The sequence below is a fragment of the Bradyrhizobium ottawaense genome (assembly GCF_002278135.3).
Taxonomy (GTDB): Bacteria; Pseudomonadota; Alphaproteobacteria; order Rhizobiales; family Xanthobacteraceae; genus Bradyrhizobium; species Bradyrhizobium ottawaense.
The window spans coordinates 1759986-1786158 of the sequence record NZ_CP029425.2 but is presented as its reverse complement, the minus strand read 5'-3'; the positions used below and the strand labels follow the sequence as shown (position 1 = coordinate 1786158).

The following is a 26173-nucleotide window of genomic DNA, read 5'->3' as shown; positions in this document are numbered from 1 at the left end:
TCGGTCACACAGTCCCGCCGCCCCCGATCCACTAACGTTCATATGGCATTCAGTTTCCAGGATATGGTCGAAGAAGCGCGCTTGTCCGCGCAGGCGCTGATCGACTATGGCGAGCACTTCTTCAACCCGACGGTGCGGTTGGGCGTTACCGGCCTGTCGCGGGCCGGCAAGACCGTGTTCATCACCGCGCTGATCCACGGCCTCACCCGCGGCGGCCGGTTTCCGGTGTTCGACGCTTACGCCTCGGGCCGGATCGCGCGGGCGCATCTGGCGCCGCAGCCCGACGATGCCGTGCCGCGGTTTGCCTATGAGAGCCATCTGCGCGCGCTGATCGAGGAGCGACGCTGGCCGAACTCGACCGTCGACATCAGCGAGCTCCGGCTCGTCATCGACTATCAGCGCCCGAACGGCGCCGACCGCACGCTGACACTCGACATCGTGGACTATCCCGGCGAGTGGCTGCTCGACCTGCCGCTGCTGCAGAAGAGTTTCGAGCAATGGTCGGCGGAGAGCCTGGTCTTGTCGCGCGAGGCGCCGCGCGCGCATCTTGCGGGCGAATGGCACGCGCATCTGGCAACGCTCAAGCCCGACGCGCGCGAGGACGAGCAGGCGACGCTGACGGCCGCAAAACTCTTCACCGATTATTTGCGCGCCTGCCGCGACGAGCGCTTCGCGATGAGCCTGTTGCCGCCCGGCCGCTTCCTGATGCCCGGCAATCTCGCAGGCTCCCCGGCACTGACCTTCGCGCCCCTCGAGGTGCCCGCAGGCGGCCAGGCGCCGGAGGGATCGCTGTGGGCGATGATGGTGCGCCGTTTCGAGGCCTACAAGGACGTCGTGGTGCGGCCGTTCTTCAGGGATCATTTTGCCCGGCTCGATCGCCAGATCGTGCTGGCCGATGCACTGTCCGCGTTCAACTCCGGACCCGAGGCGCTGCACGATCTCGAAGCAGCCCTCGCCGGCATTCTCGACTGCTTCAACATCGGCCGCAGCACGATCCTCTCCAGCCTGTTCCGTCCGCGCATCGATCGCATCCTGTTTGCAGCGACCAAGGCCGACCATCTGCACCATTCCAGCCACGACCGGCTCGAGGCCGTATTGCGCCGCGCCGTCTCGGGTGCCGTCGCGCGCGCGGAAAATACCGGCGCGGCGATCGACGTGGTGGCGCTCGCCGCGGTGCGCGCCACGAGAGAGGCTCAAGTCGCGCGCGGCCGCGACAAATTGCCGTCGATCCTTGGAACACCGACCGCGGGCGAGAGCGCTGGCGGCGAATTCTTCGACGGCAACACGGAGGTTGCGACCTTTCCGGGCGACCTGCCCCTGGATCCCGAGCCATTGTTCAACGGCAATGCCGCGTTCCGCGGCCTCGCGACCGAGACCGCCGGGACAAGCGACTTTCGTTTCCTGCGCTTCCGCCCGCCCACACTCGACCGCGAAGGCTCCGAGCCGCCGACGCTGCCTCACATTCGCCTCGACCGTGCCTTGCAGTTCCTGATCGGAGACAAGCTCGCATGAACGACCGATCGAAGCCACGGCGGCCGGCGACGTTCCGGCTCGACGATCCCGGCGTCGTCGTCACCGAAGCCGACGAGACCAGCCGGCTCAGCCGCGCCACCATCCAGATCACGCCGGAGCCCGATCCCCTGGCGCTTCCGGTCCCAGTTCAAGCGGCGCTGCCGGCGCGCCGCGGTTTTCCCTGGGGTACGCTGTTCTGGTCAGGCCTCGCCGGGCTGACGCTGCTCGGCACCGGGCTCGGCGTGGTGCATCTGATCGAGGACCTGTTCGCGCGCAGCGAAACGCTCGGCTATGTCGGTCTCGCCTTCGCGCTCGTCACCGCGCTTGCGCTTGCGGTGGTGATCGGCCGCGAGGCAGTCGGTCTGGCGCGGCTGGCGACGATCGAGCAGTTGCATGCGCGCGCCGCCGCTGTGCTCGCCAGCGACGACCGCAAGGAGAGCCGCGTCATCGTGCAGGATCTGCTCAAGATCGCGCACCAGAACCCGCAGCTCGCCCGCGCCCGCGCGACGCTGGAGAGCCACACCGGCGAGATCATCGACGGCGCCGACATGATCCGGCTCGCCGAACGCGAGTTGATGTCTCCGCTGGATGCGGAGGCGCGGCGTCTGGTGTCGTCAGCCGCGCAAAAGGTTTCGATCGTGACCGCGGTGAGCCCGCGCGCGGCGATCGACGTGCTGTTCGTGTTCGTCGCCGCGCTGCGCCTGATCCGCCAGCTCGCTTATCTCTACGGCGGGCGCCCCGGCGCGCTCGGCATGATCCGACTGCTCCGCCACGTCATCGCCCACCTCGCCATCACCGGCGGCATGGCCGCGAGCGACAGCCTGGTGCAGCAGATGCTCGGCCACGGCATCGCGGCAAAGCTGTCGCAGCGGCTCGGCGAAGGCGTGCTGAACGGATTGCTGACGGCACGGCTGGGCCTGGCGGCGATCGACGTCACGCGTCCGCTGCCGTTCGCCGCGCTGCCGCCGCCCAAACTGTCGGATCTCGCGACGGATCTCTTGCGGAAGAAGGACGACGAGGCGTAGCTTCTTCGCCTCTCCCCGCGTGCGGGGAGAGGCCGGAGCGCATCGCCAGATGCGATCCGGGTGAGGGGGACTATCCGCGAGTTCAACTGTCACCTCCCCCGCGGAGAGTCCCCCTCACCCCAACCCTCTCCCCGCAAGCGGGGAGAGGGAGAGGAAAGCCAGCACCTTCCACCAAAACAGCGGCGAATCCTTCGACGGCGACAGCTCGGGGGTCCAGCCGGTGAGCTTTTCGATCACATAGGTGTCCGCGAGAACACCGCGCCAGCGGCGCTCGACTTCGCCGAGCTGCTCGCGCTTGGCTGGGATGTTCTCCCATAGCGAGGAACGATCGTCCGGCTCGCGGCCGACATAGATGCCGGCATGGCCCTTGATCCGGTCCAGGCCGGGATCGCGGAAATCCTGGAAGCGGCCGCGCTCGTTGATCTCGATGACGGGCACGCGGCCCCTGAACAGCCAGCGCATCATCGCGTAGGTGCGATAGTCCGTGGTGGCGATCCAGGTCGCGCCGGTCTCGTCGAGCGCGGCCTGCGCCCGCGCGGCGACCTGCTCATAGCCGGCCTCGGCGCCGATCGGATCGATCTTGCCGAGGAGATTCCAGGGCGCTGCGACGTAATAGAGGAACACGATGACGACGAAGGCGATGCCCGAGCCGACGGCTGTCTTGGCCCAGAACACCGACGATCTCAGCATACGGGCCGACCAATCCTCCTTCGCCATCGCCGCGAGGTTCACGGCGGCCGCGGCGAAACCGACCGGCCACATGAACATCGGCCAGGTGTCGCCGACCCGAAGCGTGGTCGACTTCGCGAGGAAATACAGAAACGGCACCAGCACCGCCGTCGACAAGAGAATTCCAACGGGCTCGCGCGCGAGATAGCCGCGCCATGCCGTCAGCACCAGCCCGGTCAGCACCACCGGCAGCATGACGAAGCCGACCAGGCCGAACTGCAGGCCGATAAAGTCACCGATGGTCCGCAGCGAGATGCCGTAATTGGCGGTGGCGCGTACGCCCTGGAAACGAAACGAGGCCCAATCGTGCTGCGCATTCCAGACCAGCACCGGCGAGAACACGGCTATTGCGACCAGCACCGCGAGATAAGGGTAAGGACTGCGCAGCCAGCGCCAACGCCAATCCGGAACCAGCAGAAAGGCGGCAACCGCCGGCGCGAACATGATGGCGGTGAATTTCGACAGCATCGAGAGGCCGGCGAACAGACCGGCCGCAAGCCACCAGCGTCCGTCGCCGCTTTGCGCGAGCCGCACCAGCGACCACATCATTGCCACCGCAAACGGGATCATGGCGACATCGGGCGCGGCCTTGGCCATCAGCAGGCCGTAATAGAGCGCGGCTTCCGGCATCAGCACCGCGAACAATACGGCGCGCACATCATGGGTGAGGCGGCGGACGACGTCGGCAAGCAGGAGCTGCGTCACCAGCATCGCGACGATGCCGCCGAAACGGACCCCGAGCGTGGTGTCGCCGAAGATCGCGGTTCCGAAACGGATCAGCCAGGCGATGCCCGGGGGGTGATCGAGGAAGCTGAGCGCACCCTCCTTCGACCAGGTCCAGTAATAGGCCTCGTCGGTGCGCAGCTCGATCGCGGAGGCGTAGACGATGCGCAGCAGCGTCATCGCCGCGATGACGAGCACGGCGATGACGAGGGGCCGGCGCGCGGCGCCACGGGGAAACACGGTGATATCAGGGGATGTCGTCACGGCCGCGCTTTTCGCCAACCTGGGAGGGGGAGTCAATGTCGGCTGTCCAGACATAGGTGTCGTCCCGGGCAAGCAAAGCGCAGACCCGGGACCCATAACCACAGGGAGGGGTTATGGCACGAGCTGGTAACCACGAGTCTTCGCCAAACCCAACCCTGTGGTTATGGGTCCCGGATCGGCGCGCGCTTAGGGCGCGCTTGTCCGGGACGACGGCGGAGTGTGAGGCGCCTTCCCGGGCATGTGATCCCCGAACCTGTCCACATCGGGAATTAACCGCTACGCTGGCTGTTCTCCTTCATGAACTGATACAACCGAATCATGGCCACCGCTGCTGCATCCATCTCCGAACTCGTCCGCGGGACCAGCGTGCGGCAGGTGCGGCTCGTCTGCGGCGTGATCCTGTTCTGTTATGTGATCAGCCATTTCCTCAACCATGCGCTCGGCAATATTTCGGTCGAGGCCATGGAGGCCGGGGTCTACTACCACACCGTCTTCTGGCAGTTCCTCCCCGTCTCGATCGTGTTCTACACCGCCGCGCTCACGCATATGGGGCTCGGCATCTATGCGCTGTATCAGCGCCGGCAGTTCCGCTGGCGGACGATCGAGCCGCTTCAGCTCGTGCTGGGCCTCAGCATCCCCGCGCTGATCATGGGGCACGTGGTCGGGGTGCGGCTCGGCTACACGCTGTACGATCACCAGAAGCTCTATCCGCAGGAGCTCTATCTGTTCTTCGTCGCGGCGCCGGGCCGGCTCTGGCAGATGACGATCCTGCTTCTCATTGCCTGGGTGCACGGCTGCATCGGGATTTATTTCTGGCTCCGCCTCAAGCCGTTCTTCACGCGCGCCGCGCCCTATCTGCTCGCCGCCGCGGTGCTGGTCCCGACATTGTCGCTGCTCGGCATCTACCAGGGCGGCCGCAGCGTCGCGATCGAGGCCGATGACGGGGAATGGCGCACGCACAATCTCACGCGACGCCAGGTCGGCACGGTCGCGGAAGGCAACGCGCTCGATCGCATCACCGGCGCCTTCACCGTCACCTATTTTGGGCTGCTGGGCCTGGCGCTGGCGGCACGCGGCGTGCGGGCCTGGCGCGAGCGGCGCGGCGGCATGATCGCGTTGTCCTACGGCAACGGCAAGACGGTGCGGGTTCCCAAGGGTCTCTCCGTGCTGGAAGCGAGCCTGCGCCATAATCTGCCGCATGCCAGCGTCTGCGGCGGCCGCGCCCGCTGCTCGACCTGCCGCATCCGCGTCATCGGCGATCATGGCGTCCTGCCCGAGCCGTCGCAGCGCGAGGCCTTCGTGCTCACTCGCGTCGGCACCAACGACCCCTCGATCAGGCTGGCCTGCCAGCTGCGGCCGACGTCGGATCTGTCCTTCTTCCAGCTCTTCACCCCGCAAACGTCGTCGGCCAACGCGCAGGCCTCGGCGCCGGCGAGGATCGGCCAGGAGCGCTATCTCGTCAGCCTGTTCGTGGACATGCGCGGCTCGACCCAGCTCGCCGAGAAGCGGCTGCCGTTCGATACCGTCTTCATCGTCAACCGCTTCCTCGGCGCGGTGTCGCAGGCCGTGATCGAGAATGGCGGCCAGCCGAACCAGTTCGTCGGCGACGGCATGCTGGCGCTGTTCGGACTCACGGCCGATCCGCAAACCGCCTGCCGGCAGGCGCTGAAGGCGGCCAGCGGCATCGCCACCCATATCGACGAACTGAACGAGCTGCTGAGCCACGATCTTCGCCAGCCGATCCGCTTCGGCATCGGCATTCACGGCGGCGAGGTCATCATCGGCGACATCGGCTATCGCGATCACATCGTCTTCACGGCGCTGGGCGATGCCGTCAACGTTGCCGCCCGCCTGCAGGACATGACCAAGACGCTGGCCTGCGAGGCGATCGTCTCGGACGAAATCCGCGGCACCGCGGGCCTCGCCGACGATACGCTGCCGCAACAGGAGGTCGCGATCCGCGGCCGCGACGAGCCGATGGCGGTCCGCGTGGTGGCCGATGCGCGGGGGCTGACGGCGCTGGTCGATCGAAGCGAGCGCGTCGCGGCCTGATGTTCGCCTCTCCCCGCCTGCGGGGAGAGGCCGACGCGCGCAGCGCGGCGGTGAGGGGGACTCTCCGCGAGTCCAACTGCTTCCTCCCTCGCGGAGACTCCCCCTCACCCCAACCCTCTCCCCGCAAGCGGGGCGAGGGAGCACACCGCCGCCGCGGTGAGAACTTGGCCACATGCATGTCTCCGTAACACCGGCCTGCTGCAACGCAGCGGCATGGGCCTGCTGCGAAAGCACGAATTGACTTCGTTCAAATCGTTGCGACAGATGAGCGCGGCTCGCGGTGATGACCGCGGGCCAACGAAAAGCTCCGGGAGGGGACCAGATGTTCGATCGCCGCGACCTGCTCAAAGGAGCGGGGCTTGCCGCCATGGCGGCCACACTGAATGCCACCAGGGCGTTGGCACTCGACACCGTGACCCTGCCCTTCGCCAATGGCGAACGGCCGCTGGTGAAATACCCGCAGAAGCGGCCGATGATCGGCCTGACCAGCCGGCCGCCGCAGCTCGAGACGCCGTTCGCGATCTTCAACGACGGCCCGATCACGCCGAACAATGCGTTCTTCGTCCGCTATCACCTCTCGGACCTGCCCTACAATCTCGACCCCGACAAGTTCACGCTGGAGGTCAAGGGCAAGGTCGACAAGCCGCTGAAACTTTCACTGAAGGACATCAGGAAGATGAAGGCGACCGAGATCGTCGCCGTCAACCAGTGCTCCGGCAACAGCCGCGGCTTCTTCGAGCCGCGCGTCGCCGGCGGCCAGCTCGCCAACGGCGCCATGGGCAATGCGCGCTGGCGCGGCGTGCCGTTGAAGGCGGTGCTGGAGATGGCCGGCGTGCAGAGCGGCGCCAGGCAGGTCACCTTCAACGGCATGGACGGGCCGGTCAGCGACAAGACGCCTGACTTCGTCAAGGCACTCGACATCGCTCACGCCAGTGACGGCGAGGTGATGCTGGCCTATGGCATGAACGGCGAGGATTTGCCGTTCCTCAACGGCTTTCCGCTGCGCCTGATCGTGCCCGGCTATTACGGCACCTACTGGGTCAAGCATCTCAACGAGATTACCGTCATCGACAACGTCTATGACGGCTTCTGGATGAAGTCCGCCTATCGCATTCCCGATACGCCTGATAACGCGATCGAGCCCGGCACCGCACCTAAGGCGACGATCCCGATCAACCGTTTCACCATTCGCTCCTTCATCACCAGCATCCCCGATGGCGCCAAGCTGAAGGCGGGAGCTGTGACCCTGCGCGGCATCGCCTTCGACGGCGGCAAGGGCATCAAGGAGGTCCAGGTCTCCACCGACGGCGGCAAGACCTGGGTGAGCGCCAAGCTCGGCAAGGATCTCGGCAAATATTCGTTCCGCGAATGGAAGCTGCCGGTGAAGCTTGCGGCGGGAAGCGTTGAGCTCAAGGTGCGCGCCACCGGCAATGGCGGCGAGACGCAGCCGGACGCGCCGCGCTGGAACCCGGCGGGATACTTGCGCAACGTCGTCGAAACCGTCCGCGTCACCGTGGCCTGAAAGGAGAATGACCATGCAGCGCACCATTCTCCTCGCCGTCACGCTCGCCCTCGCCACCGGCCTGACGGCCGTGACCGCGGCGCCCGTCAACTACCAGCTTCCGGACGAGGTCGCCGCCTTCAAGGCAGGCCCCAATCTCGAAATCGTCCAGGGCAATTGCAGCGCCTGCCACTCGGCCGACTACGTCAAGACGCAGCCGCCGATGAAGGACAAGAAGGGCTTCTGGCAGGCCGAGGTGACCAAGATGATCAAGGTCTATGGCGCACCGATCGACGATGCGGATGTCGGCAAGATCGTCGATTACCTGGCCGCGACGTACTGACGGACAGCGCGCAGCACGCCGGCCATTTGACCGCGAAACGGGCAAAACCGGCAAAAACGCCGCGAAGTTGAGCGGAATTCGGCGAAAGGCCGATGTGGTTTGAGCTACCAAGCCGGCCACATTCCGCGTATCCTGTTAGGACCGAACCGGCCGGTTGGCGGGGACTGGCGGTTCGAGATCTCGGAGGAAGACCCGCGGAGAAGTCGTGATGGCTAAAGGTACGGTCAAGTGGTTCAACCCGACGAAGGGTTATGGATTTATCCAGCCTGCGTCGGGCGGCAAGGATGTGTTCGTGCATATCTCGGCAGTGCAGAAAGCCGGTCTGTCGTCCCTGAACGAAGGACAGACGGTGGAATACGAAGAGATCGCAAACCGGGGCAAGACCTCCGCAGAGAACCTCAAAGTATAAGCCCGCCAGCTTTTGCTGCCTCCCGGATCGATCCGGGAGCTGGGCCAAGAAAATTTTAGAAGACGGCCAGTGCATTCGACGACAGGCGTTGCGACTGCACACGGAGAGCTATTTTCCCGCGAGGACCGCCCGTTCAACGCCTCAGCAATGACAATCGCGACGGCACTTCGTCAGCCCACCGGTAACGGTGCGTCGCGCTTGATCTCCTCCATCACCGCATAGGTCCGCGTCTCGCGCACGCCCGGCATCGACAGCAGGGTCTCGCCGAGAAAGCGTCGATACGCCGCCATGTCCGCGAGCCGCGCCTTCACAAGATAGTCGAAGCCGCCGGCAACCATGTGACACTCCAGAACTTCAGGCGCGAGTTTCACCGCGCGCGCAAAACGTTCGAAATTGTCCGGCGTGGTCTTGTCGAGCAGCACCTCGACGAACACCAACAGACCGAGGCCGAGCCGGTGCGGGTTGAGCCGCGCGCCATAGCCTTCGACAAAGCCCTCCCGCTGCAAGCGCTTCAGCCGCTCGCCGATCGAGGTTGGCGACAACCCGATGCGCTCGGCGAGTTCGACATTGGCGATGCGCCCATCCTCCTGCAAAATCGAGAGGATCTTCCGGTCGATCCGATCGAGTTCCATGTTTAATCAGGCCAAGCTGCTTCTTTTCTTAATTTTCTAAGGCAAATTGGCTAGATTGTCTATCGAACTACGGTCACGCGGGCCTTATCCTGGATTTTAGCCACAGGACACGCCATGCCGAACATCCCGCCGCCCTTCACCGCCCCCTACGCGCCCGATGATGCCGAGATCGCCGCGCGCCTGTTGCCGACATCGCATCTGTCCGCGCCGCAGGAGGCCCGGATCGACCGCACCGCGACCCGGCTGATCGAGGCGATCCGCAAGCGCGACGACCGGCTTGCAGGTAGTCTTGGCGGGGTCGAGGACATGCTGCGGGAGTTCGCGCTCTCGACCAAGGAGGGGCTGGCGCTGATGGTGCTGGCCGAGGCCCTGCTGCGCGTGCCGGACGCGCGCACCGCCGACCAGTTCATCGAGGACAAGCTCGGCGAGGGCGACTTCATCCACCACGAGACCAAGTCCACCGCCTTCCTGGTCAACGCCTCGGCCTGGGCGCTCGGCCTGTCGGCGCGGGTGATCCAGCCCGGCGAGACGCCCGACGGCACCATCGGCCGTCTGGTGAAGCGGCTGGGCGCACCTGCGGTGCGCACCGCGACGCGTCAGGCGATGCGGCTGATGGGCAGTCATTTCGTGCTGGGCGAGACCATCGAGCAGGCGCTGGAGCGGGGCAAGCCGCGCTCCGGCCAGAAGCCGCGCTATTCCTTCGACATGCTCGGCGAAGGCGCGCGCACGGCCGCCGATGCCAGGCGTTATTTCGATGCCTATGCGAGTGCGATCGAGACGATCGGCAAGGCTGCGGGCAGCAATCCCCTGCCCGACCGGCCCGGCATCTCGGTCAAGCTCTCGGCGCTGCATCCGCGCTTCGAGGCGATCAGCCGCGACCGCGTGATGGCCGAGCTGGTGCCGCTGCTGCTCGACCTCGCGCGGCGCGCCAAAGCGCATAACCTCAACTTCACCGTCGATGCCGAAGAGGCAGATCGGCTCGAGCTGTCGCTCGAAATGATCGCCGCAACGCTCGCCGATCCCTCGCTGAGAGGTTGGGACGGATTTGGCCTCGCCATCCAGGCCTATCAGAAGCGCGCCAGCGCGGTGATCGATTACGTCGACGCGCTCGCCCGCGCGCATGACCGCAGGCTGATGGTGCGGCTGGTCAAGGGGGCCTATTGGGACACCGAGATGAAGCGCGCGCAGGAACGCGGGCTCGACGGCTATCCCGTGTTCACGCGCAAGGCGATGACCGATCTGAACTACGTCGCCTGTGCGACGAAGCTTTTGAGTCTTCGGCCGCGCATCTTTCCGCAATTCGCCACCCACAACGCGCTGACCGTCGCGACCGTGCTGGAGCTTGCCGGGAGGAGCGGCGGATTCGAATTCCAGCGCCTGCACGGCATGGGCGAAGCGCTCTACGAGCAGCTCACCAAGGATCACCCCGAGATCGCCTACCGCACCTATGCCCCGGTCGGCAGTCATCGCGACCTGCTCGCCTATCTGGTGCGGCGCCTCCTGGAGAACGGCGCCAACTCGTCGTTCGTGGCGCAGGCCGCCGATTATCGCGTTCCGGTGCCGGCGCTGTTGCAGCGACCGGCGGACGCCATCGTCCGGCCGCAAGCGGCGGCGCATCCCAAAATCCCGTTGCCCGGTGATCTCTACGCGCCGGAGCGGCGCAATTCGCGCGGCGTCGAGTTCGGCGCACGCGTCGCGCTCGATCATTTGCTCGCTGACGTCAAAGCCGCAGCGACCGAGCTCGAGCCGATTGCGGATGCCACGCCGGATCAAGCCGATGCGGCAGTGACTGCCGCGCGTGTCGGCTTTGCGGCCTGGAGCCGGACACCTGCGGCCACACGCGCGGCGGCGCTGGAGCAGGCCGCGCATCTCCTGGAGAGCCGCAGCGCCCGCTTCATCGCGATGCTGCAAATCGAGGGCGGCAAGACGCTCGACGATTCGCTGTCGGAGCTGCGCGAGGCCGCCGATTTCTGCCGCTATTATGCCGCAGAGGGCCGCAAGCTGTTCGGCGTTGATGCGGCAATGCCAGGCCCGACCGGCGAAAGCAACGCGCTCGCGATGCGTGGCCGCGGCGTCTTCGTTGCGATCTCGCCGTGGAATTTTCCGCTGGCGATTTTCCTCGGCCAGGTCACGGCGGCGCTGATGGCTGGCAACAGCGTGGTGGCAAAGCCCGCCGAGCAGACCCCGCGCATCGCGCGCGAGGCCGTCGCCCTGCTGCACGAGGCCGGCATCCCGAAAGATGCGCTGCATCTCGTTGTCGGCGACGGCCGTATCGGTGCCGCCCTGACCGCGCACGCTGATATCGCGGGCGTCGTCTTCACCGGCTCGACCGAGGTCGCCCGCAACATCAACCGGACGCTCGCCGCCAAGGATGGGCCGATCGTGCCGCTGATCGCGGAGACCGGCGGCATCAACGCCATGATCGCGGATGCCACCGCGCTGCCCGAGCAGGTCGCCGACGACGTCGTGACCTCCGCGTTCCGCTCCGCCGGCCAGCGCTGCTCGGCGCTGCGGCTCTTGTTCGTGCAGGAGGACGTCGCCGACCGCATGATCGAGATGATCGCGGGCGCGGCACGCGAGTTGAAGATCGGCGATCCCCGTGACGTCGCGACCCATGTCGGCCCGGTGATCGACATGGAGGCCAAGCAGCGGCTGGACGCCCATATCGCGCGGATGAAGAGTGAGGCGCGACTGCACTTTGCAGGCCACGCGCCGCAAGGCTGCTTCGTCGCGCCGCACATCTTCGAGCTCAAAGACGCCGGCCAGCTCACCGAGGAGGTGTTCGGCCCGATCCTGCACGTCGTGCGCTACCGTGCCGAAAACCTCGAACGCGTGCTGCAGGCGATCGAGCGCACCGGCTACGGCCTCACCCTCGGCGTCCATTCCCGTATCGACGATACCATCGAGGCCATCATCGACCGCGTGCAGGTCGGCAACATCTACGTCAACCGCAACATGATCGGCGCCGTGGTCGGCGTGCAGCCGTTCGGCGGCAATGGCCTGTCCGGAACCGGTCCCAAGGCCGGCGGCCCGCACTACCTCGCGCGCTTCGCGACCGAGCAGACCGTGACGATCAACACGGCCGCAGCCGGCGGCAACGCGGCGTTGCTTGCGGGGGAGGAGTGAGGCCCTGCGCCTGATGCCGTTGCATCCCGGCAAAACATCGGTCTAATGCTCTCACGATCTGGCCCGCGCCAATTCCAGCGCGCGGGAAACGACAAGAGCGAGGGAGCAACGCCGCGATGGAAAAAGGCATCTTTTCAGGCCTGAAGGTTCTGGACTGCGCGAGCTTCATCGCAGCGCCCGCGGCGGCGACCGTGCTGTCGGATTTCGGCGCCGACGTCATCAAGATCGAGCCGCCCGGCGCCGGGGATCCCTATCGCAATCTGCCGAATTTGCCCGGCTATCCGACCGGCGAGCACAATTTCGCCTGGCTGCTGGAGGCCCGCAACAAGAAGAGCATCGCGCTCGACCTCGCCAAGCCCGAGGCGCAGGCCGTGCTCTACAAGCTCGTGGAAGAGGCCGACGTCTTCATCACCAACATGCCGCCGCCGGTGCGCGCCAAGCTCGGCATCACCCATGATCACCTCGCCCATCTCAACGACCGGCTGATCTACGCCTCCTTCACCGGCTATGGCGAGAAGGGCGAGGAGGCCAACAAGCCCGGCTTCGACAGCAACGCCTATTGGGCGCGCTCGGGCCTGATGGACCTGGTCCGTGCCGACATCGACACCACCCCGGCCCGCTCGGTCGCCGGCATGGGCGACCACCCCTGCGCCATGGCGTTCTATGGTGCCATCGTCACCGCGCTCTATCAGCGCGAGAAGACCGGCAAGGGCTCGCACGTCGCCTCCAATCTGATGGCGAACGGGGTGTGGGCCGCGAGCGTGCTGGCCCAGGCAAAACTCTGCGGCGCCAAGTTCGGCGAGCGGCGTCCGCGTGAGCGCGCGCTGAACGCAGTCGCCAACCACTATCAATGCAGGGACGGCCGCTGGCTGATCCTGTCGCTGCTGAGCGAGGAGAAGCAGTTTCCGACGCTGGCGAAATGTCTGGGACGCGAAGACCTCATCACCGATCCGCGCTTCGCCACCAAACCCGACCGTCACGCCCGTTCGGTGGAGTTGATCAAGATCTTCGACGAGACTTTCGCGACCAGGGATCTTGCCGAATGGCGCAAGATTCTCGACGGCAACGGCCTCGTGTTCGGCATCGTCGGCATTCTCGACGACATCCCCAACGACAAGCAGATGCTCGACAACGAGGTGCTGGTGCCGTTCGAGAACGACACCATGCTGACCATCTCCAGCCCGATCTGGATCGACGGCACCAAGAAGGTCCAGCCGCGCAAGCCGCCCGCTGTCGGCGAGCACAGTGACGAGATTTTGCGCGAGGCGGGATACGACGAAGCGGCGATCAAGCAGCTGAGGTCGTCGGGGGCGGTGGGCTAGGAGCGCACTCACACTCCGCCGTCGTCCCGGGGCGCGCAAAGCGCGAGCCCGGGACCCATAACCACAGGGAGTGGTTGTGGGCGCGACTGGTCACTCCGAGTCTTCGCCAAACCACGGCCTGTGGCTATGGGTCCCGGATCTTCGCTTCGCTCGTCCGGGACGACAGCGGGGAGACAGCCCGTCTTCACGACCTCCGTCATTGCGCGCAGCGAAGCAATCCAGAGTATCTCCGCGGCTGCATTGCTGGATTGCTTCGCTACGCTCGCAATGACGATGCCGGGCGATCTCGCTATAAACTACCGGCCCAAAACCACGCCGCGAGGTCCCATGCCCAGTTACCGCCTGCACTACTTCCCCGAATCCGGCAACAGCTACAAGCTGGCGCTGATGTTGACGCTTTGCGGCGAGAGGTTCGAGCCGGTCTGGACCGATTTCGGCGGCGGCGTCACGCGCACGGCAGAATGGCGCAAGGCCGTCAACGAGATGGGCGAAATCCCGGTGCTCGAAGTCGATGGGCTGAAGATGACGCAGACTGCGCCGCTCCTCTTGAAGCTCGCCGAGCAGTACGGCCGCTTCGGCGCCGACACGGAGGAAGAGAAGTTCGAGCTGCTGCGCTGGCTGTTCTGGGACAACCACAAGCTCACCGGCTACATGGCGACCTATCGCTTCATGCGGGCCTTCACCGAGAAGAACGATCCGCAAGTGCTGAAACACTTTCGCCGCCGGCTCGAGGACTTCCTCGGCATCCTGGACGGGCATCTTCAGCACAACGCCTTCGCGATCGGCACTAGGCCGACCGTCGCCGACATCTCGATGATGGCCTATCTGCATTATCCGAGCGACGAGCACGGCTTCGATTTCGCCACGAGCCATCCTGCCATCCACGCCTGGCTCGGCCGCATGGCCGCACTGCCCGGCTGGAAGCCGGCGTACGAGCTGCTGCCGGGCAAGCGGATGACGAACTACGCGACGTGAGGGTGCGAGCACTGAACCCCCAGCCCCGTCATGGCCGGGCTTGTCCCGGCCATGACGAAAGAGAGCGCAGCTACCGCAGCGACAGCCAGCCGAGCGTGAACAGGATGCCACCGACGATAACGGCCATCGCGATCGCCCAGATGCTGACGCGGGCGCCGCCGGTGACCTGCTTGACTTCCTCGTTGCGTGCAATCTCGCGATTGCGCTCCTTGTTGGCGTCGCCGGTATTCGTCATGAATCATCCAAATCGCTTTGCGGGCTCAACGCGTCTTGATGAAGCACATGCCGATGCGGCGCGAGGCCGGGGCAGCCTGACAGGTGAGACCGTTAGCACAGCTCCATGACGTAAAACTCTCATCTCGCGTTCCCGATCCCGCATCTTGCAGGGAACAATGCGCGCCCCAGCCGTCCTGATATTCGCTCCCGGCGAGCTCCCGGCTGCCGCGGGTCTGCGGCCGGCTGGCAAATCCGCGTGAGAAATCAGGGCGTCTGCCTGCGGCGAACGCGGTCAGGATGTCGCGGCGGCGGGGCTGGTCGCCGAGAAAGTGGGGCGAGGCCGGTACGATGCTCGCATTGGACGGCCTGTCCGCCAGCCAATCGACGCCCGGAAAGTGAAAGCCGCCGATGCCGCGAGTCTGGTGGCAGCCTGAACAGGTGACGTCGTTGAGCCGGCGCTGGAAGCCCGCGACCGAGCGGATGTTCTGCATGTCGCCGCGCGCGGCCGCCTGCTTCAACGCACCGACCACGTCGTTATCGGTGAAGACCGCTTTGCCCTCCCCCTCAGCCTGCATCATGCCGAATTCCGGCTGCAGCGCCGAAGCATCGAGGCCGGCCGGCGTCGGCACCACCGCACTCCTTGCCAGGAATTTCTCGGGGATCAGCACGGTGCCGCGATCGAACTCGCGAAGATGCTCGGGTGCGAGCAGCCAATCCTTGAAGTCGCGCCGAAGCGCCTCGTCCGCCATGATCCGGTCGCGGTCGACCTGGTTCTCCAGCGTCGATTCCTCGAAGGCCTTCGTGGCGGAATTGTACTTGAACACCTTGAGCAGATAGTCGGAGCGGAAGTCATGCAGCGCCGACTTGGCCGCGACCGAGAGCTGGATGTTGGTCTCGATGCGTTCGAGCATGGCGTCGTCTCGACTGCCGATCAGCTCCTGCCAGTTGCCGTCGTCGAGCCAGCGCCGCGCGAGTTCGGCGCAATTGATCGGTTTGCCGTTCGCGTCCGTCTGGCGCGCATCCCGCGCCTTCATCACCAGATTGAGCGTCATCGGCAGCCGCGTCGCGGTTGTGCCGTCGAAGCGCGCCAGCCGATAGATCAGGCGGATCTCGCCGCAGGACTCCTCCGAGGCGTAGGCGCGGTCCATGCGGTTGACGATGCCGGCCAGCACGAAGCGCGTGTCGCGCGATTTCAGCATGGCCCGATCGAACAGCTGCACGTCAAAGCCCTCGCCGACGCCGATGGTCTCGCTCGGATAGGCCGCCTTCTGCCCTGTGATGTAGCGCTCGAACTCCGCATCGATCGCCGGCGGAATGTCCTTGAGCTGGGACAGCTCTGAAAACAGCCGGTCGGTCGTCAGCGAACCATTCGCTTTGCGCTCCGGCGCCAACAGGTGCTGGAGCGTGAGAGCGTCGCCGTCGTCGAGCTTGCGCAGCAGATCGGGATCGGTGATGGCGGTGCCGCGCGTCAGCGACGGGGTCTGCGCGGCCGACAGCGCGGCAGTACCGCCGAACAACACGGCGGCAGCAAGGAAAATTCGCAACGCGCGGCTCATGCCTGAGGTAACACCGCGGCGGTCCGCCTATTCAAGCAAAAAGGCGCTTCGCATGGTGGTGAAGCGCCTTTCGAAAGTCGTATCCGAGCCGCTCAGCGTCCGGTGATCAGGCCCTTGCTGGTGACGACCACCCAGCGGCCGTCCTGGCGCCGGATCGCATCGACGCGACCAAGGCCGGGGATGGGATCGCCGGGATAGACCTCGTAGAGCCCGTCGCGGCCCTCGATCAGCGCACCGCCATTGCCGGCGTTGCGCAGCCGCCAGCCTTCGACCGTCGGCAGGCGGCCGACCTCGGTCTTGGGTGCGGCAGCCACTGGGGCCGGCGCGGCGGCGGCGGTCGCAACCTGGGTCGGCGCGATCGAGCCGGTGGTCTCCTTGGGCACCGCTGCTGCGGCCTGCGCGGGGGCGGCGGGCGGCGTGGCGCGGAGCTTGTCGACGGTCTCGGACAGCTTTGCGATTTTGGCCATCGGCTCGGCCTGCGCCTTCTCGAGCTTGTCGAGGCGGTCGTTGGCCCGGTTGAACTGGGTGACGCCGGTTTTCGAGCTGTGCTCGACATTGGCCTTGAGCGCGACGAGGTCGGCATCGATCCGGGCGACCGAAGCATCGAGCGCGCTGGTGTCGGCGACCTGCACCGGCGCTTGGGCCGGGGCGGCGAAATGCATCATGCCGGCGGTTGCGAGCGCGCCGCTGATGGCGCCAACGCCGGCGGCGATCACCACCACCGCGGCCATCGCCGACAGGCGGCGCTTGCTGCCGGTCTCACGCGGCTCTTCCGCCTTCATATGCGGAGCAAAATCCTCACGGTCCCAGTTCCGCTCCGACGGCGCCATGACGATCAGCTTGCCGGGCTTCGGCTCGGGCTTGGTTGCGGCTTTGGCTTCGAGCTTCGGCACGTCGATCCGGGATGCCTCAATCTTCGGCGGCTCGATCTTCACCGGATCCGGCTTGGGTGGCGCCTCATGGTCCGGCGCAATCGAGGGAGCCTCGATCCCAGCGGCCTCATTGGCCTGCGGCGCGGTCGCAGCAGCTTCGACGACGCCGGCGTCCTGGGCAGCCTGCTCGGGCATTGGTTCGCTCACGGCTCAAATACTCCAGTCTGGGTTGACCTTTTGGTAACTTTCATTACTTGCGAAATCCTTACCTGCGGACCCGCTTACCGAAATTTTAGGAAGTTATCCGGGGCCGAATTTGGCCGGGAAAGTGGAACCGGTGTGGCGGGCGTGAAACAAATTGTAATCGGGTGAAGATGAACGGCCGCGGAATAAGCGCTGGGCGTCCCTTGTCACTTCCGTCATCCCCGCGCAACGGCGGAGCCGTTGCGCGGGGATGACGGTGAGAGAACGGAGCGCGCTCCGTTCACATCACGACCGGCGCATCCGGCAGCTCGTTCGCATGCGATGCGCCGGGCGGAAAATGCCGCGCCAGTTCGCGCGACACCGCCGTGATACCGTCGATTACGCCGCGCTCGAACTGGCCCGACCTGAACTCCGCCTCCATGGCGCGGCAGATGCTCTCCCAGCCTTCGGCACCGACCTTGGCGTGGATGCCGCGATCGGCGACGATCTCGACATCGCGGTCGGCGAGCAGGAGATAGATCAGGACGCCGTTGTTATGCGCGGTGTCCCAGATGCGCAGATGCGCAAACACGTCGAGCGCGCGCTCGCGGGCCGGCTGGTTGCGGAACAGCGGCGCGCCGTCGAGCGCGCCTTCGACCACGAAGCGGACCTGGCCGGAATGGGTGGTTTCGCCCTGCCTGATCGCCTGCTCGATGCGGGCGAGCACGGCCGGCGGAAAGATCTGCTTTGCCCGCCAATGATGCTGCACGAGATGTCTGGCGATGCGCTTGATGCTCATACCGCTACCAGCTCCCCGAGGCGCCGCCGCCGCCAAAACTGCCGCCACCGCCGCTGAAGCCGCCACTATCACTGCTCGACGATCCGCTGCTCCAGCCGCCCGACGAGGAGCCGCTCGACCAGGAGCCGCCGCGCGAGCGGCCAGTGCCCGGCGTGATCACCGAAAACAGATCGGCGACGAATCCGATGATGAAGCCGAGACCACCCAGCGCGAGGGCAAGTGCGAAAGACCCGAGAATGAACCAGGTCAGCGCCGCAATGATGCCTCCAGTCACGAACGATCCGAGCAGCCGTCCGAGCGCGGCCCGGAAGGCGCCGCCGATGCCCACCGAGACGAACAGCGTGACGATGAAGAGCGGTGCGAGATCGTCGAGACTGCCGAAGTTCACGGTGGGCGAGGGAACCGGCAAGGGTTCGCCGTCGATCACCCGCATCATGCGCTCGACGCCGTCGGCAATGCCGCCGGCGAAATCGCCGCTCCTGAATTTCGGTGTGATGATCTCATCGATGATCCGGCGCGAGGTGACGTCGGTGAGCGCGCCTTCGAGGCCGTAGCCGACCTCGATGCGCAGATGCCGGTCGTTCTTGGCGACGACGAGGATCGCGCCGTCGTCGACCTTCTTGCGGCCGATCTTCCAGGCCTCCGCAACGCGGATCGAGAATTGCTCGATCGTCTCCGGCTGCGTGGTCGGCACGATCAGGACGGCGATCTGGCTGCCCTTGCGTGTTTCGAAGTCACGCAGCTTTTGCGACAGCGCGGCGGTCTCGCTGCTGGACAGCGTCCCGGTCTGATCGACCGCGCGCCCGGTGAGCTGGGGGACGGCGACGTCGGCGGAGGCGGGGAGTGCGAAGAGGAGTGCGATGGCGAGGACAAGTGAGGCGACCACCGAATACGCTCGCCCCACCCTTGCTGTCATCGCCCGCGAAGGCGGGCGATCCAGTATTCCAGAGGCCGCAGTGCATGAGCCGTGAAGCCGCGGCGTACTGGATTCCCCGCTTTCGCGGGGAATGACGGCGGTGGGTGGAGCTTGGCGCATTGCAAAACGGCGCGCGCTTACTTCGACGGTGCCGGCGCCGGGTTGAAGTCCACCTTCGGCGCGGTCGAGATTTCCTTCTCGTTTGCGACCGAGAAGTTCGGCTTCTCCTTGTAGCCGAACATCATGGCGGTGAGGTTGCTCGGGAATGAGCGGATGGTGACGTTGTAATCCTGCACCGCCTTGATGTAGCGGTTGCGCGCCACCGTGATGCGGTTCTCGGTGCCCTCGAGCTGCGACATCAGATCCTTGAACAGCGCGTCCGACTTGAGCTGCGGGTAGTTCTCGGTGACGACCAGCAGTCGCGACAGTGCGCTGGAGAGCTCGCCCTGCGCGGCTTGGAACTTCTGGAAGGCGGCCGGATCGTTCAGCACCTCGGGCGTCGCCTGGACGCTGCCGACCTTGGCGCGGGCATTGGTGACGCCCAGCAGCACGTCCTTCTCCTGCTGGGCAAAGCCCTTCACGGAGTTGACGAGATTGGGCACGAGGTCGGCGCGGCGCTGATACTGGTTCACGACTTCGGACCAGTTGGACTTGATCTGCTCGTCCTCGCTCTGGATCGCGTTGTAGCCGCAATTGGTGAGGCTCAGCGAGGCCAGCGCCGCCAGCACGGTCAGGATCTTGCGCATTAAATTTCTCCCGGTGGAATCCCGTAACTCAATATCAGATAGCGATAACGCGGTACCAGCTTTTCGGGTTCATTCCGGGGCGCGAAGCGAGCTATGGTGCGCCCTTGCGCACCTGAAAATCTCGAGATTCCGGGTCTGGTCCTTCGGACCATCCCGGAATGACTGCGCTGCGCACCCCAGCCGACTGACGCAAGCCTCTTGCCTATCCCTGACCGACATAGTCAACTCGACGAAACAATAAGACAGAACACCGGGGGAACGCGATGACCTCGTTCGAGACCATCCTCGTGGAGAGGCCGGATCCAGCGATCACCCGGATCGTGATGAACCGGCCGGAGGCGCGCAACGCGCAGAACCTGCAAATGACCTACGACCTCAACGCCGCCTTCGACGCGGCGGTGCAGGACGACTCGGTCAAGGTGATCATCCTCGCCGGCAACGGTCCGCATTTCTCCTCCGGCCATGATCTGCGTCCCGGCGGCAAGAATACCGCCGGCGTCGATTTTCCACCGATCGGAAATTGGGGCGGTTTTGCTGAACCAAATGCCCATGGCCGCTTCGCGCGCGAGCAGGAAATCTATCTCCAGATCACCCGGCGCTGGCGCAACCTGGCCAAGCCGACCATTGCCGAGGTGCACGGCAAGTGCATCGCCGGCGGACTGATGCTGGCCTGGGCCTGCGACCTCATCATGGCCAGCGACGACGCACAGTTCTGCGATCCCGTGGTGACCATGGGCGTCTGCGGCGTCGAATGGTTCGTGCACCCCTGGGAGCTCGGCGCGCGCAAGGCCAAGGAGTTCCTGTTCACCGCCGACAACTGGAGCGCCGAGGTGGCGCGGCAGCTCGGCATGGTCAATCAGGTCGTGCCTCGCGCGGAGCTTTCTGCGCGCACTCTGGAGCTGGCGCGCAGGATCGCGGCAAAGCCGGCCTTCGCGCTGAAGATGACCAAGGAAGCGGTGAACCGCTCCGTCGACGTGATGGGCCAGCCCGCCGCGATCGACCAGGCCTTCGCGCTGCATCAGCTCTGCCACGCCCACAATCTTCAGGAATTCGGCATGATCGTCGATCCCTCCGGTCTGCATCCCTCCGTGCGCAAGCCGCCGGCGGCCGCGGAGTAATTGCGATGGATCTTAACCTCAGCGACGAGCAAAGATTGCTGCGCGAGAGCGCGGAGCGCTTCGTGGCCGGAAGCTACGATGCCGATCACCGCCGCAAGATGGCGAACGATCCACTCGGCTTCAGCCCGGCGGTGTGGAAGCAGTTCGCCGAGCTCGGCTGGCTGGCGCTGCCGATTGCGGAAGAGTTCGGCGGGCTAGGCGGCGGTGCCGTCGAGATCGGCATCCTGATGGAAGCGTTCGGCCGCGGGCTGGTGTCGGAGCCCTATGTCGCGACCGTGGTGATGGGTGCTGCACTGATCGACCGTTGCGGCACCAATGAGCAGAAGCAGGAGAGCCTGCCGAAGATCGCGGATGGATCCTTGAAGCTTGCGTTTGCGCATTCCGAGCGCGCGGCGAGGTTCGATCTCGCCAAGGTCGCGACATCAGCCAACAAGACGGCGAACGGCTGGCGCCTTGCCGGCAGCAAGATCGCCGTGCTCGACGGCCATGCCGCCGACGAGATCATCGTCTCCGCGCACATTCATGATCATCAGAGGCCTTCGGGACGGATCGGCCTGTTCCTCGTGCCGGCGACGACGCCTGGCCTCGTCGTCAGCGACTATCCGCGCCTCGGCGGCGGACGCGCCTGCAACATCGAGCTGTCCGACGTGCATCTGCCGGAGGACGCCCTGCTCGGTGACGGCCACGACGCGCTGCCGGCCATCGAATGGGCCATTGACCGCGCCATGGCCGCGCTCGGCGCAGAAGCCGTCGGCATCATGCAGACGCTGCTGGACACCACGCTCGAATACACCAAGATCCGAAAGCAGTTCGGACGGCCGCTGTCGGCCAACCAGGTGATCCGCCATCGCCTCGCCGACATGGCGATGCAGGTTGACGAGGCGCGCTCGATGGCGCTGCGGGCTGCGCTGAAGGCGGATAGCCCGCCGGTCGAGCGGGCCCGTGCGGCGTCTGCCGCGAAAGCCAAGATCGGCAAATGCGCACGGTTCGTCGGCGAGCAGTCGATCCAGCTTCATGGCGGCATGGGCGTCACCGAGGAGCTCGAGGTCGGCGCCTATTTCAAGCGGCTGGTCGCCTTCGACACGCTGTTTGGCGGCAGCGCGCACCACTATGCCCGTCACGCCGAACTTGGCCGCAAGGCCTGATATCGGGAGAGCCTCATGGACCTGTCGTTCAATGCCGAGGAGCGCGCCTTCCAGGACGAGGTGCGCGGCTTCGTCGCCAAGAATCTCACCGAGGAGATGAAGCGCGCGACCGCGCTGACGCCGTCGGTATTCTCCGACCCTGATATCGGCATGGCCTGGCAGCGCGCGCTACACAGGCAGGGCTGGGGCGCGCCGGGCTGGCCGGTCGAGCATGGCGGGCCGCGCTGGACGCCGGCGCAGCGCTGGATCTTCGAGACCGAATCCGCACGGGCCGGCGTACCGAACGTCAATGTGATGGGGGTAAAGATGGTCGGGCCCGTCATCATCGGGTTCGGCTCGCCCGAGCAGAAAAACTTCTACCTGCCGCGGATTCTCTCCGGCGAGGATTATTGGTGCCAGGGCTATTCCGAGCCGGGCTCCGGCTCCGATCTGTCCTCGCTGAAGACACGCGCGGTCCGCGACGGCGACGATTACATCATCAACGGCACCAAGATCTGGACCACGCATGCGCACCACGCCAACCGCATGTTCGCGCTGGTGCGCACCAGCGACGGGCCGCGGCAGCAGGACGGCATCAGCTTCATCCTGATCGACATGAAGACGCCGGGGATCACGATACGCCCGATCCTGACGATCGGCGGCGACCACGAGGTCAACCAGGTGTTCTTCGACGACGTCCGCGTGCCCGTGGCCAACCGGGTCGGCGAGGAAGGCAAGGGCTGGACCTACGGCAAATATCTGCTCGAGTTCGAGCGCGGCTCCGGCATCGCCTCGGCCAAGCTGCGCGAGGGGCTGAAAGCGATTTCGGATCTCGCCGAATCGGACCTGACCGGCCGCGCCATCGACAGCCCCGATATCGCGGCGCGCATCTCGGAGGTGGAAGTCGATATCGACGCGCTTGAAATGACCGAGCTGCGCGTGCTCTCGGCATTGCAGACCGGACAGAATCCCGGCGCGGTGTCGTCGATCCTGAAGCTGCGCAACAGCGAAATCCGCCAGGCCGTGACGCGGCTCGGAGTCGATGTGATCGGCCACGACGCCCTCGCCGTCGAGCCCATGCGACCGCTCTACCAGCTCAATCACGAGCCGGCGACGCCGGAGGAGATGCTGACAATGGTGCCGGAATATCTCAACGGCCGCGCCTACACCATCTTCGGCGGCACCTCGGAGATCCAGCGCGATATTATTGCGAAGATGATGCTGGGGATTTAGCGCCGCAGCCCGAGCATTTGGCGCGAGCGAGCGCTACACACTCCGCTGTCGTCCCGGACAAGCGTAAGCGCAGATCCGGGACCCATAGCCACAGGGAGATGTGATTGCGGGGATTCGGAGTTATCAGTTCGCGCCACAACCACTCCCCTGTGGTTATGGGTCCCGGATCGGCGCGCGCTTATGGCGCGCTTGTCCGGGACGACAGCGGAGTTTGGAGCGAACGACTACCCCGCCGCCTTCGCGTCCCGGATCGCCTGCCAGACCTTCTGCGGCGTCAGCGGCGTGTTGAGCTGGGTGATGCCGAGCTCGGCGAGCGCGTCCATCACGCCGTTGGTGACGCAAGGCGGGCCGCCGATGGCGCCGGATTCGCCGCAGCCCTTGGCGCCGAGCGGATTGGTGCGGCACGGCGCGGTATCGTCCAGCGTCACTACGATCGGCGGCACATCGTCGGCGCGCGGGATGCAGTAATCCTGGTAGCTGGCGGTGAGGAGCTGGCCGTCGGCATCATACGAGACGCCCTCATACAGCGCCTGGCCGATGCCTTGCGCAACACCGCCATGGATCTGGCCGGTGACCAGCATCGGGTTCACGGCGACACCGACGTCGTCGACGGTGGTGTAGCGCACGACCTTGGAGACGCCGGTCTCGGGGTCGATCTCGACCTCGCAGATATGCGTGCCGTTCGGCCAGCTCGGACCATCGACCTCGCCTTCGGAATCAACGCTGAGCTTGGCCCCGCTCTCCTTCTCCGCAATGTCGAACAGGCTGATGCGGCGATCGGTGCCGACCACCGTGAGCATGCCGCCCTGATATTCGATGTCCTCGACCGAGGTCTCCAGCACGTTCGCAGCCTTCTCGCGCGCCTTCTGGATCAGATCGTTGGAGGAGACCGCGACCGCCGTGCCGCCGACGAACAGCGAACGCGAACCGACGCTGCCGAAGCCCATCGCCAAATCGGTGTCGCCCTGGACCACGTCGATCTTGTCCATGGCAATGCCGAGCGTGTCGGAGATCATCTGGGTGTAGGTGGTCTGCAGCCCCTGCCCCATCGCCATGGTGCCGGAGTGCAGCACGACGCGCCCTTGCGAGGTCGCGTGCAGGCTGACCTTCTCGGTGTGGGCGCGGCCGCCGGTCCATTCGATGTAGGAAGTGAGCCCGCGTCCGTAGAGCAGGCCCTTCTTCTTCGCCGCCTTCTTGCGCGCGGCAAAGCCGTCCCAGTCGGCGAGCTTCACGGCGCGGTCGAGCATGTGCGCGAAGGCGCCGGAATCGTACACCTGTCCGGCGGCATTCGTGTAGGGCAGCTGCGCCGGCTTGATGTAATTGGCTTTGCGGATCGCGCGCGGATCGATGCCGATTTTTCGCGCAGCAGCGTCGAACAGGCGTTCGACGATGAACACGGCCTCGGGCCGGCCTGCGCCGCGATAGGCGCCGACCGGCGCGGTGTGGGTCATCACCGACTGCACCTCGAAATGCACCAGCGGCAGGTCGTAGACGCCGGTCTGCACGAACGGGCCGAGCACCAGCGGGATGATGTTCGCCGCGCCCGAGGAATAGGCGCCGGTGCAGCCGATCGACTTGACGCGATAGGCCAGCACCTTGCCCTTCTCGTCGAGCGCGAAGGACGCCGTCGAGGTGAGATCGCGGCCGTGGGTGCCACCGACGAACTCGTCGGTGCGATCGCCGCGCCAGCGGATCTTCTTGCTCAGCTTGGTTGCGGCGTAAGCGACGATGCCGTCCTCGGGATAGAGGTTGGTCTTCTGGCCAAAGCCGCCGCCGATGTCGCCGACCAGCACGCGCACGCTGTCCTTGGGACGCTTCAGCACGGCCTCGGCGAGCACGTCGCGGGTCGAGGCCGGGGTCTGCGACTGCACGTGCAGCAGCAGGCGGCCGGTCTTCTTGTCGATCTCGGCAATGGTCGAGCGCGGCTCCATCGCGGACGGCACGAGGCGCTGGCTGACGAGGTCGAGCTCGACGGTGTGCGCCGCCTTGGCAAACGCCTCGTCCACCTTGGCGGCATCGCCGTAAGCCATCGCGCCGACGATGTTGTCGGGCGCCTCCGGCCACACCACGGGCGCGCCCGATTTCACGGCCTCGACGGGGTCGACCACCGCCGGCTGCACGTCGTACTCGACGACGATTGCCTCTGCCGCGCTCTGCGCCTCGACGCGGGACGACGCCACGACGGCCGCCACGGCCTCGCCGGCGTAGCGGACGACCTCATGGGCGAGCAATCGGCGCGGCGGCACTGTCATCGGCTTGCCGTCGGGGCGCTTGAAGATGCTCAGCGTCGGGATGCTGCCGACATCGTCCTTGACGAGGTCGGCGCCGGTGTAGATCGCGGTCACGCCCGGCATCGCGGCGGCTGCACTGGTGTCGATCGAGACGATCTTGGCGTGGGCATGCGGCGAGCGCAGGACGTAGAGCCACAGGGCGCCGTCGCCCGGCTTGTCGTCGATGAATTGCCCCTTCCCGGTCAGCAGCCGCTGGTCTTCCAAACGCTTGACGGGCTGCCCCGCTCCGAAACGCAAATTGCCGGGAAGAATGTTCATTCCGTGGGGTCCTTGAGGTCTTTTCGAAACTGCGGGCAGCCTTTTAGCGGATCGATCAAGGGCATACCAGCCGCGGTTTTGGGCGGGATATCCGCGGATTCGGCATGCTGTCCCGCGACCCGCGAATCCGTAGGGTGGGCAAAGGCGCACTTGCGCCGTGCCCACGATCTCTTGGACGTCGAGAAAAGTCGTGGGCACGCTTCCGCCTTCGCTCTTCGAGCTACGGCGGACAAGTCGCTTTGCCCACC

The 26173-nt window shown here is 65.8% G+C and carries 21 protein-coding genes; 12 read left to right on the top strand and 9 right to left on the bottom strand.

The features are described 5' to 3' along the window. The first annotated feature begins 42 nt into the window (after positions 1-42). Positions 43-1512 (top strand): YcjX family GTP-binding protein, encoded by a 1470-nt coding sequence (locus CIT37_RS08530; protein WP_095426728.1) that lies wholly within the window; start codon positions 43-45, stop codon positions 1510-1512. Continuing rightward, complete coding sequence (locus CIT37_RS08525; RefSeq protein WP_028140408.1) at positions 1509-2537, top strand: YcjF family protein; 1029 nt, start codon at positions 1509-1511, stop codon at positions 2535-2537. The genes CIT37_RS08530 and CIT37_RS08525 overlap by 4 nt, the downstream gene beginning before the upstream one ends. A 114-nt stretch (positions 2538-2651) precedes the next feature. Here the strand turns inward: CIT37_RS08525 and CIT37_RS08520 are convergent, their stop codons facing one another. After that, complete coding sequence (locus tag CIT37_RS08520; protein WP_095426779.1) at positions 2652-4169, bottom strand: glycosyltransferase family 39 protein; 1518 nt, start codon at positions 4167-4169, stop codon at positions 2652-2654. A 402-nt stretch (positions 4170-4571) separates the two neighbouring features. Here CIT37_RS08520 and CIT37_RS08515 point away from each other — a divergent pair, with 402 nt between their 5' ends. From CIT37_RS08515 to CIT37_RS08500, 4 genes are all read left to right on the top strand, one after another. Next, complete coding sequence (locus CIT37_RS08515) at positions 4572-6305, top strand: adenylate/guanylate cyclase domain-containing protein (protein WP_095426729.1); 1734 nt, start codon at positions 4572-4574, stop codon at positions 6303-6305. Positions 6306-6627: 322 nt separating this feature from the next. Beyond that, entirely contained in the window at positions 6628-7827 is a 1200-nt protein-coding gene (sorA, locus tag CIT37_RS08510) for a SorA family sulfite dehydrogenase catalytic subunit (protein ID WP_095426730.1), read from the top strand. Between the two features lie 13 nt (positions 7828-7840). Beyond that, on the top strand, positions 7841-8149 hold the full coding sequence (gene sorB, locus CIT37_RS08505) for a SorB family sulfite dehydrogenase c-type cytochrome subunit (RefSeq protein WP_161966354.1): 309 nt from the start codon (positions 7841-7843) through the stop codon (positions 8147-8149). 208 nt (positions 8150-8357) lie between these two features. Beyond that, on the top strand, positions 8358-8558 hold the full coding sequence (locus tag CIT37_RS08500; RefSeq protein WP_008134691.1) for a cold-shock protein: 201 nt from the start codon (positions 8358-8360) through the stop codon (positions 8556-8558). 170 nt (positions 8559-8728) lie between these two features. Here CIT37_RS08500 and CIT37_RS08495 read toward each other — a convergent pair whose 3' ends face one another. Beyond that, positions 8729-9190 carry an Lrp/AsnC ligand binding domain-containing protein gene (locus tag CIT37_RS08495; protein WP_018317238.1) on the bottom strand — a complete coding sequence of 154 codons (462 nt, stop codon included), beginning with the start codon at positions 9188-9190 and terminating at the stop codon, positions 8729-8731. A 114-nt stretch (positions 9191-9304) separates the two neighbouring features. Between CIT37_RS08495 and putA the strand changes: the two genes are divergently transcribed. The 3 genes from putA to CIT37_RS08480 all read left to right on the top strand — a co-directional run bounded on the left by putA (position 9305) and on the right by CIT37_RS08480 (position 14613). Continuing rightward, positions 9305-12316, top strand: a complete 3012-nt coding sequence (gene putA / locus CIT37_RS08490; protein ID WP_095426732.1) for a bifunctional proline dehydrogenase/L-glutamate gamma-semialdehyde dehydrogenase PutA — start codon at positions 9305-9307, stop codon at positions 12314-12316. Positions 12317-12432: 116 nt separating this feature from the next. Further along, complete coding sequence (locus tag CIT37_RS08485) at positions 12433-13638, top strand: CaiB/BaiF CoA transferase family protein (RefSeq protein ID WP_095426733.1); 1206 nt, start codon at positions 12433-12435, stop codon at positions 13636-13638. Between the two features lie 327 nt (positions 13639-13965). Beyond that, positions 13966-14613: a glutathione S-transferase family protein gene (locus CIT37_RS08480; RefSeq protein ID WP_028140414.1), complete on the top strand. Its 648-nt coding sequence runs from the start codon at positions 13966-13968 to the stop codon at positions 14611-14613. Between the two features lie 70 nt (positions 14614-14683). Here CIT37_RS08480 and CIT37_RS08475 read toward each other — a convergent pair whose 3' ends face one another. From CIT37_RS08475 to CIT37_RS08450, 6 genes are all read right to left on the bottom strand, one after another. After that, entirely contained in the window at positions 14684-14848 is a 165-nt protein-coding gene (locus tag CIT37_RS08475; protein ID WP_162832258.1) for a hypothetical protein, read from the bottom strand. Positions 14849-14873: 25 nt separating this feature from the next. After that, positions 14874-16385, bottom strand: coding sequence for a hypothetical protein (locus CIT37_RS08470; protein WP_095426734.1), 1512 nt, complete (start codon positions 16383-16385; stop codon positions 14874-14876). A 92-nt stretch (positions 16386-16477) separates the two neighbouring features. Continuing rightward, complete coding sequence (locus CIT37_RS08465; RefSeq protein WP_161966525.1) at positions 16478-17452, bottom strand: hypothetical protein; 975 nt, start codon at positions 17450-17452, stop codon at positions 16478-16480. 289 nt (positions 17453-17741) lie between these two features. Continuing rightward, complete coding sequence (locus tag CIT37_RS08460; RefSeq protein WP_028140417.1) at positions 17742-18239, bottom strand: TPM domain-containing protein; 498 nt, start codon at positions 18237-18239, stop codon at positions 17742-17744. Positions 18240-18243: 4 nt separating this feature from the next. Further along, positions 18244-19155 (bottom strand): TPM domain-containing protein, encoded by a 912-nt coding sequence (locus CIT37_RS08455; RefSeq protein ID WP_161966353.1) that lies wholly within the window; start codon positions 19153-19155, stop codon positions 18244-18246. A gap of 137 nt (positions 19156-19292) precedes the next feature. Next, entirely contained in the window at positions 19293-19901 is a 609-nt protein-coding gene (locus tag CIT37_RS08450; RefSeq protein ID WP_028140419.1) for a LemA family protein, read from the bottom strand. 263 nt (positions 19902-20164) lie between these two features. Here CIT37_RS08450 and CIT37_RS08445 point away from each other — a divergent pair, with 263 nt between their 5' ends. From CIT37_RS08445 to CIT37_RS08435, 3 genes are read left to right on the top strand one after another with little or no spacing between them, the layout of a single operon-like run. Then, the gene (locus tag CIT37_RS08445) at positions 20165-21019 is read left to right on the top strand and encodes an enoyl-CoA hydratase (protein WP_028140420.1); all 855 of its coding nucleotides are present in this window, start codon (positions 20165-20167) and stop codon (positions 21017-21019) included. Between the two features lie 5 nt (positions 21020-21024). Continuing rightward, positions 21025-22164 carry an acyl-CoA dehydrogenase family protein gene (locus CIT37_RS08440; protein WP_095426737.1) on the top strand — a complete coding sequence of 380 codons (1140 nt, stop codon included), beginning with the start codon at positions 21025-21027 and terminating at the stop codon, positions 22162-22164. Between the two features lie 15 nt (positions 22165-22179). Beyond that, positions 22180-23376, top strand: a complete 1197-nt coding sequence (locus CIT37_RS08435) for an acyl-CoA dehydrogenase family protein (RefSeq protein ID WP_095426738.1) — start codon at positions 22180-22182, stop codon at positions 23374-23376. Between the two features lie 224 nt (positions 23377-23600). Here CIT37_RS08435 and CIT37_RS08430 read toward each other — a convergent pair whose 3' ends face one another. Then, entirely contained in the window at positions 23601-25925 is a 2325-nt protein-coding gene (locus tag CIT37_RS08430; RefSeq protein ID WP_095426739.1) for a xanthine dehydrogenase family protein molybdopterin-binding subunit, read from the bottom strand. Positions 25926-26173 lie beyond the last annotated feature (248 nt).

Bases quoted from the DNA above. Each gene is read 5' to 3' on its own strand.
- CIT37_RS08530 (WP_095426728.1), top strand. From the start codon at position 43: ATGGCATTCAGTTTCCAGGATATGGTCGAAGAAGCGCGCTTGTCCGCG.
- CIT37_RS08525 (WP_028140408.1), top strand. From the start codon at position 1,509: ATGAACGACCGATCGAAGCCACGGCGGCCGGCGACGTTCCGGCTCGAC.
- CIT37_RS08520 (WP_095426779.1), bottom strand. From the start codon at position 4,169: ATGACGCTGCTGCGCATCGTCTACGCCTCCGCGATCGAGCTGCGCACC.
- CIT37_RS08515 (WP_095426729.1), top strand. From the start codon at position 4,572: ATGGCCACCGCTGCTGCATCCATCTCCGAACTCGTCCGCGGGACCAGC.
- sorA (WP_095426730.1), top strand. From the start codon at position 6,628: ATGTTCGATCGCCGCGACCTGCTCAAAGGAGCGGGGCTTGCCGCCATG.
- sorB (WP_161966354.1), top strand. From the start codon at position 7,841: ATGCAGCGCACCATTCTCCTCGCCGTCACGCTCGCCCTCGCCACCGGC.
- CIT37_RS08500 (WP_008134691.1), top strand. From the start codon at position 8,358: ATGGCTAAAGGTACGGTCAAGTGGTTCAACCCGACGAAGGGTTATGGA.
- CIT37_RS08495 (WP_018317238.1), bottom strand. From the start codon at position 9,190: ATGGAACTCGATCGGATCGACCGGAAGATCCTCTCGATTTTGCAGGAG.
- putA (WP_095426732.1), top strand. From the start codon at position 9,305: ATGCCGAACATCCCGCCGCCCTTCACCGCCCCCTACGCGCCCGATGAT.
- CIT37_RS08485 (WP_095426733.1), top strand. From the start codon at position 12,433: ATGGAAAAAGGCATCTTTTCAGGCCTGAAGGTTCTGGACTGCGCGAGC.
- CIT37_RS08480 (WP_028140414.1), top strand. From the start codon at position 13,966: ATGCCCAGTTACCGCCTGCACTACTTCCCCGAATCCGGCAACAGCTAC.
- CIT37_RS08475 (WP_162832258.1), bottom strand. From the start codon at position 14,848: ATGACGAATACCGGCGACGCCAACAAGGAGCGCAATCGCGAGATTGCA.
- CIT37_RS08470 (WP_095426734.1), bottom strand. From the start codon at position 16,385: ATGAGCCGCGCGTTGCGAATTTTCCTTGCTGCCGCCGTGTTGTTCGGC.
- CIT37_RS08465 (WP_161966525.1), bottom strand. From the start codon at position 17,452: ATGCCCGAGCAGGCTGCCCAGGACGCCGGCGTCGTCGAAGCTGCTGCG.
- CIT37_RS08460 (WP_028140417.1), bottom strand. From the start codon at position 18,239: ATGAGCATCAAGCGCATCGCCAGACATCTCGTGCAGCATCATTGGCGG.
- CIT37_RS08455 (WP_161966353.1), bottom strand. From the start codon at position 19,155: ATGACAGCAAGGGTGGGGCGAGCGTATTCGGTGGTCGCCTCACTTGTC.
- CIT37_RS08450 (WP_028140419.1), bottom strand. From the start codon at position 19,901: ATGCGCAAGATCCTGACCGTGCTGGCGGCGCTGGCCTCGCTGAGCCTC.
- CIT37_RS08445 (WP_028140420.1), top strand. From the start codon at position 20,165: ATGACCTCGTTCGAGACCATCCTCGTGGAGAGGCCGGATCCAGCGATC.
- CIT37_RS08440 (WP_095426737.1), top strand. From the start codon at position 21,025: ATGGATCTTAACCTCAGCGACGAGCAAAGATTGCTGCGCGAGAGCGCG.
- CIT37_RS08435 (WP_095426738.1), top strand. From the start codon at position 22,180: ATGGACCTGTCGTTCAATGCCGAGGAGCGCGCCTTCCAGGACGAGGTG.
- CIT37_RS08430 (WP_095426739.1), bottom strand. From the start codon at position 25,925: ATGAACATTCTTCCCGGCAATTTGCGTTTCGGAGCGGGGCAGCCCGTC.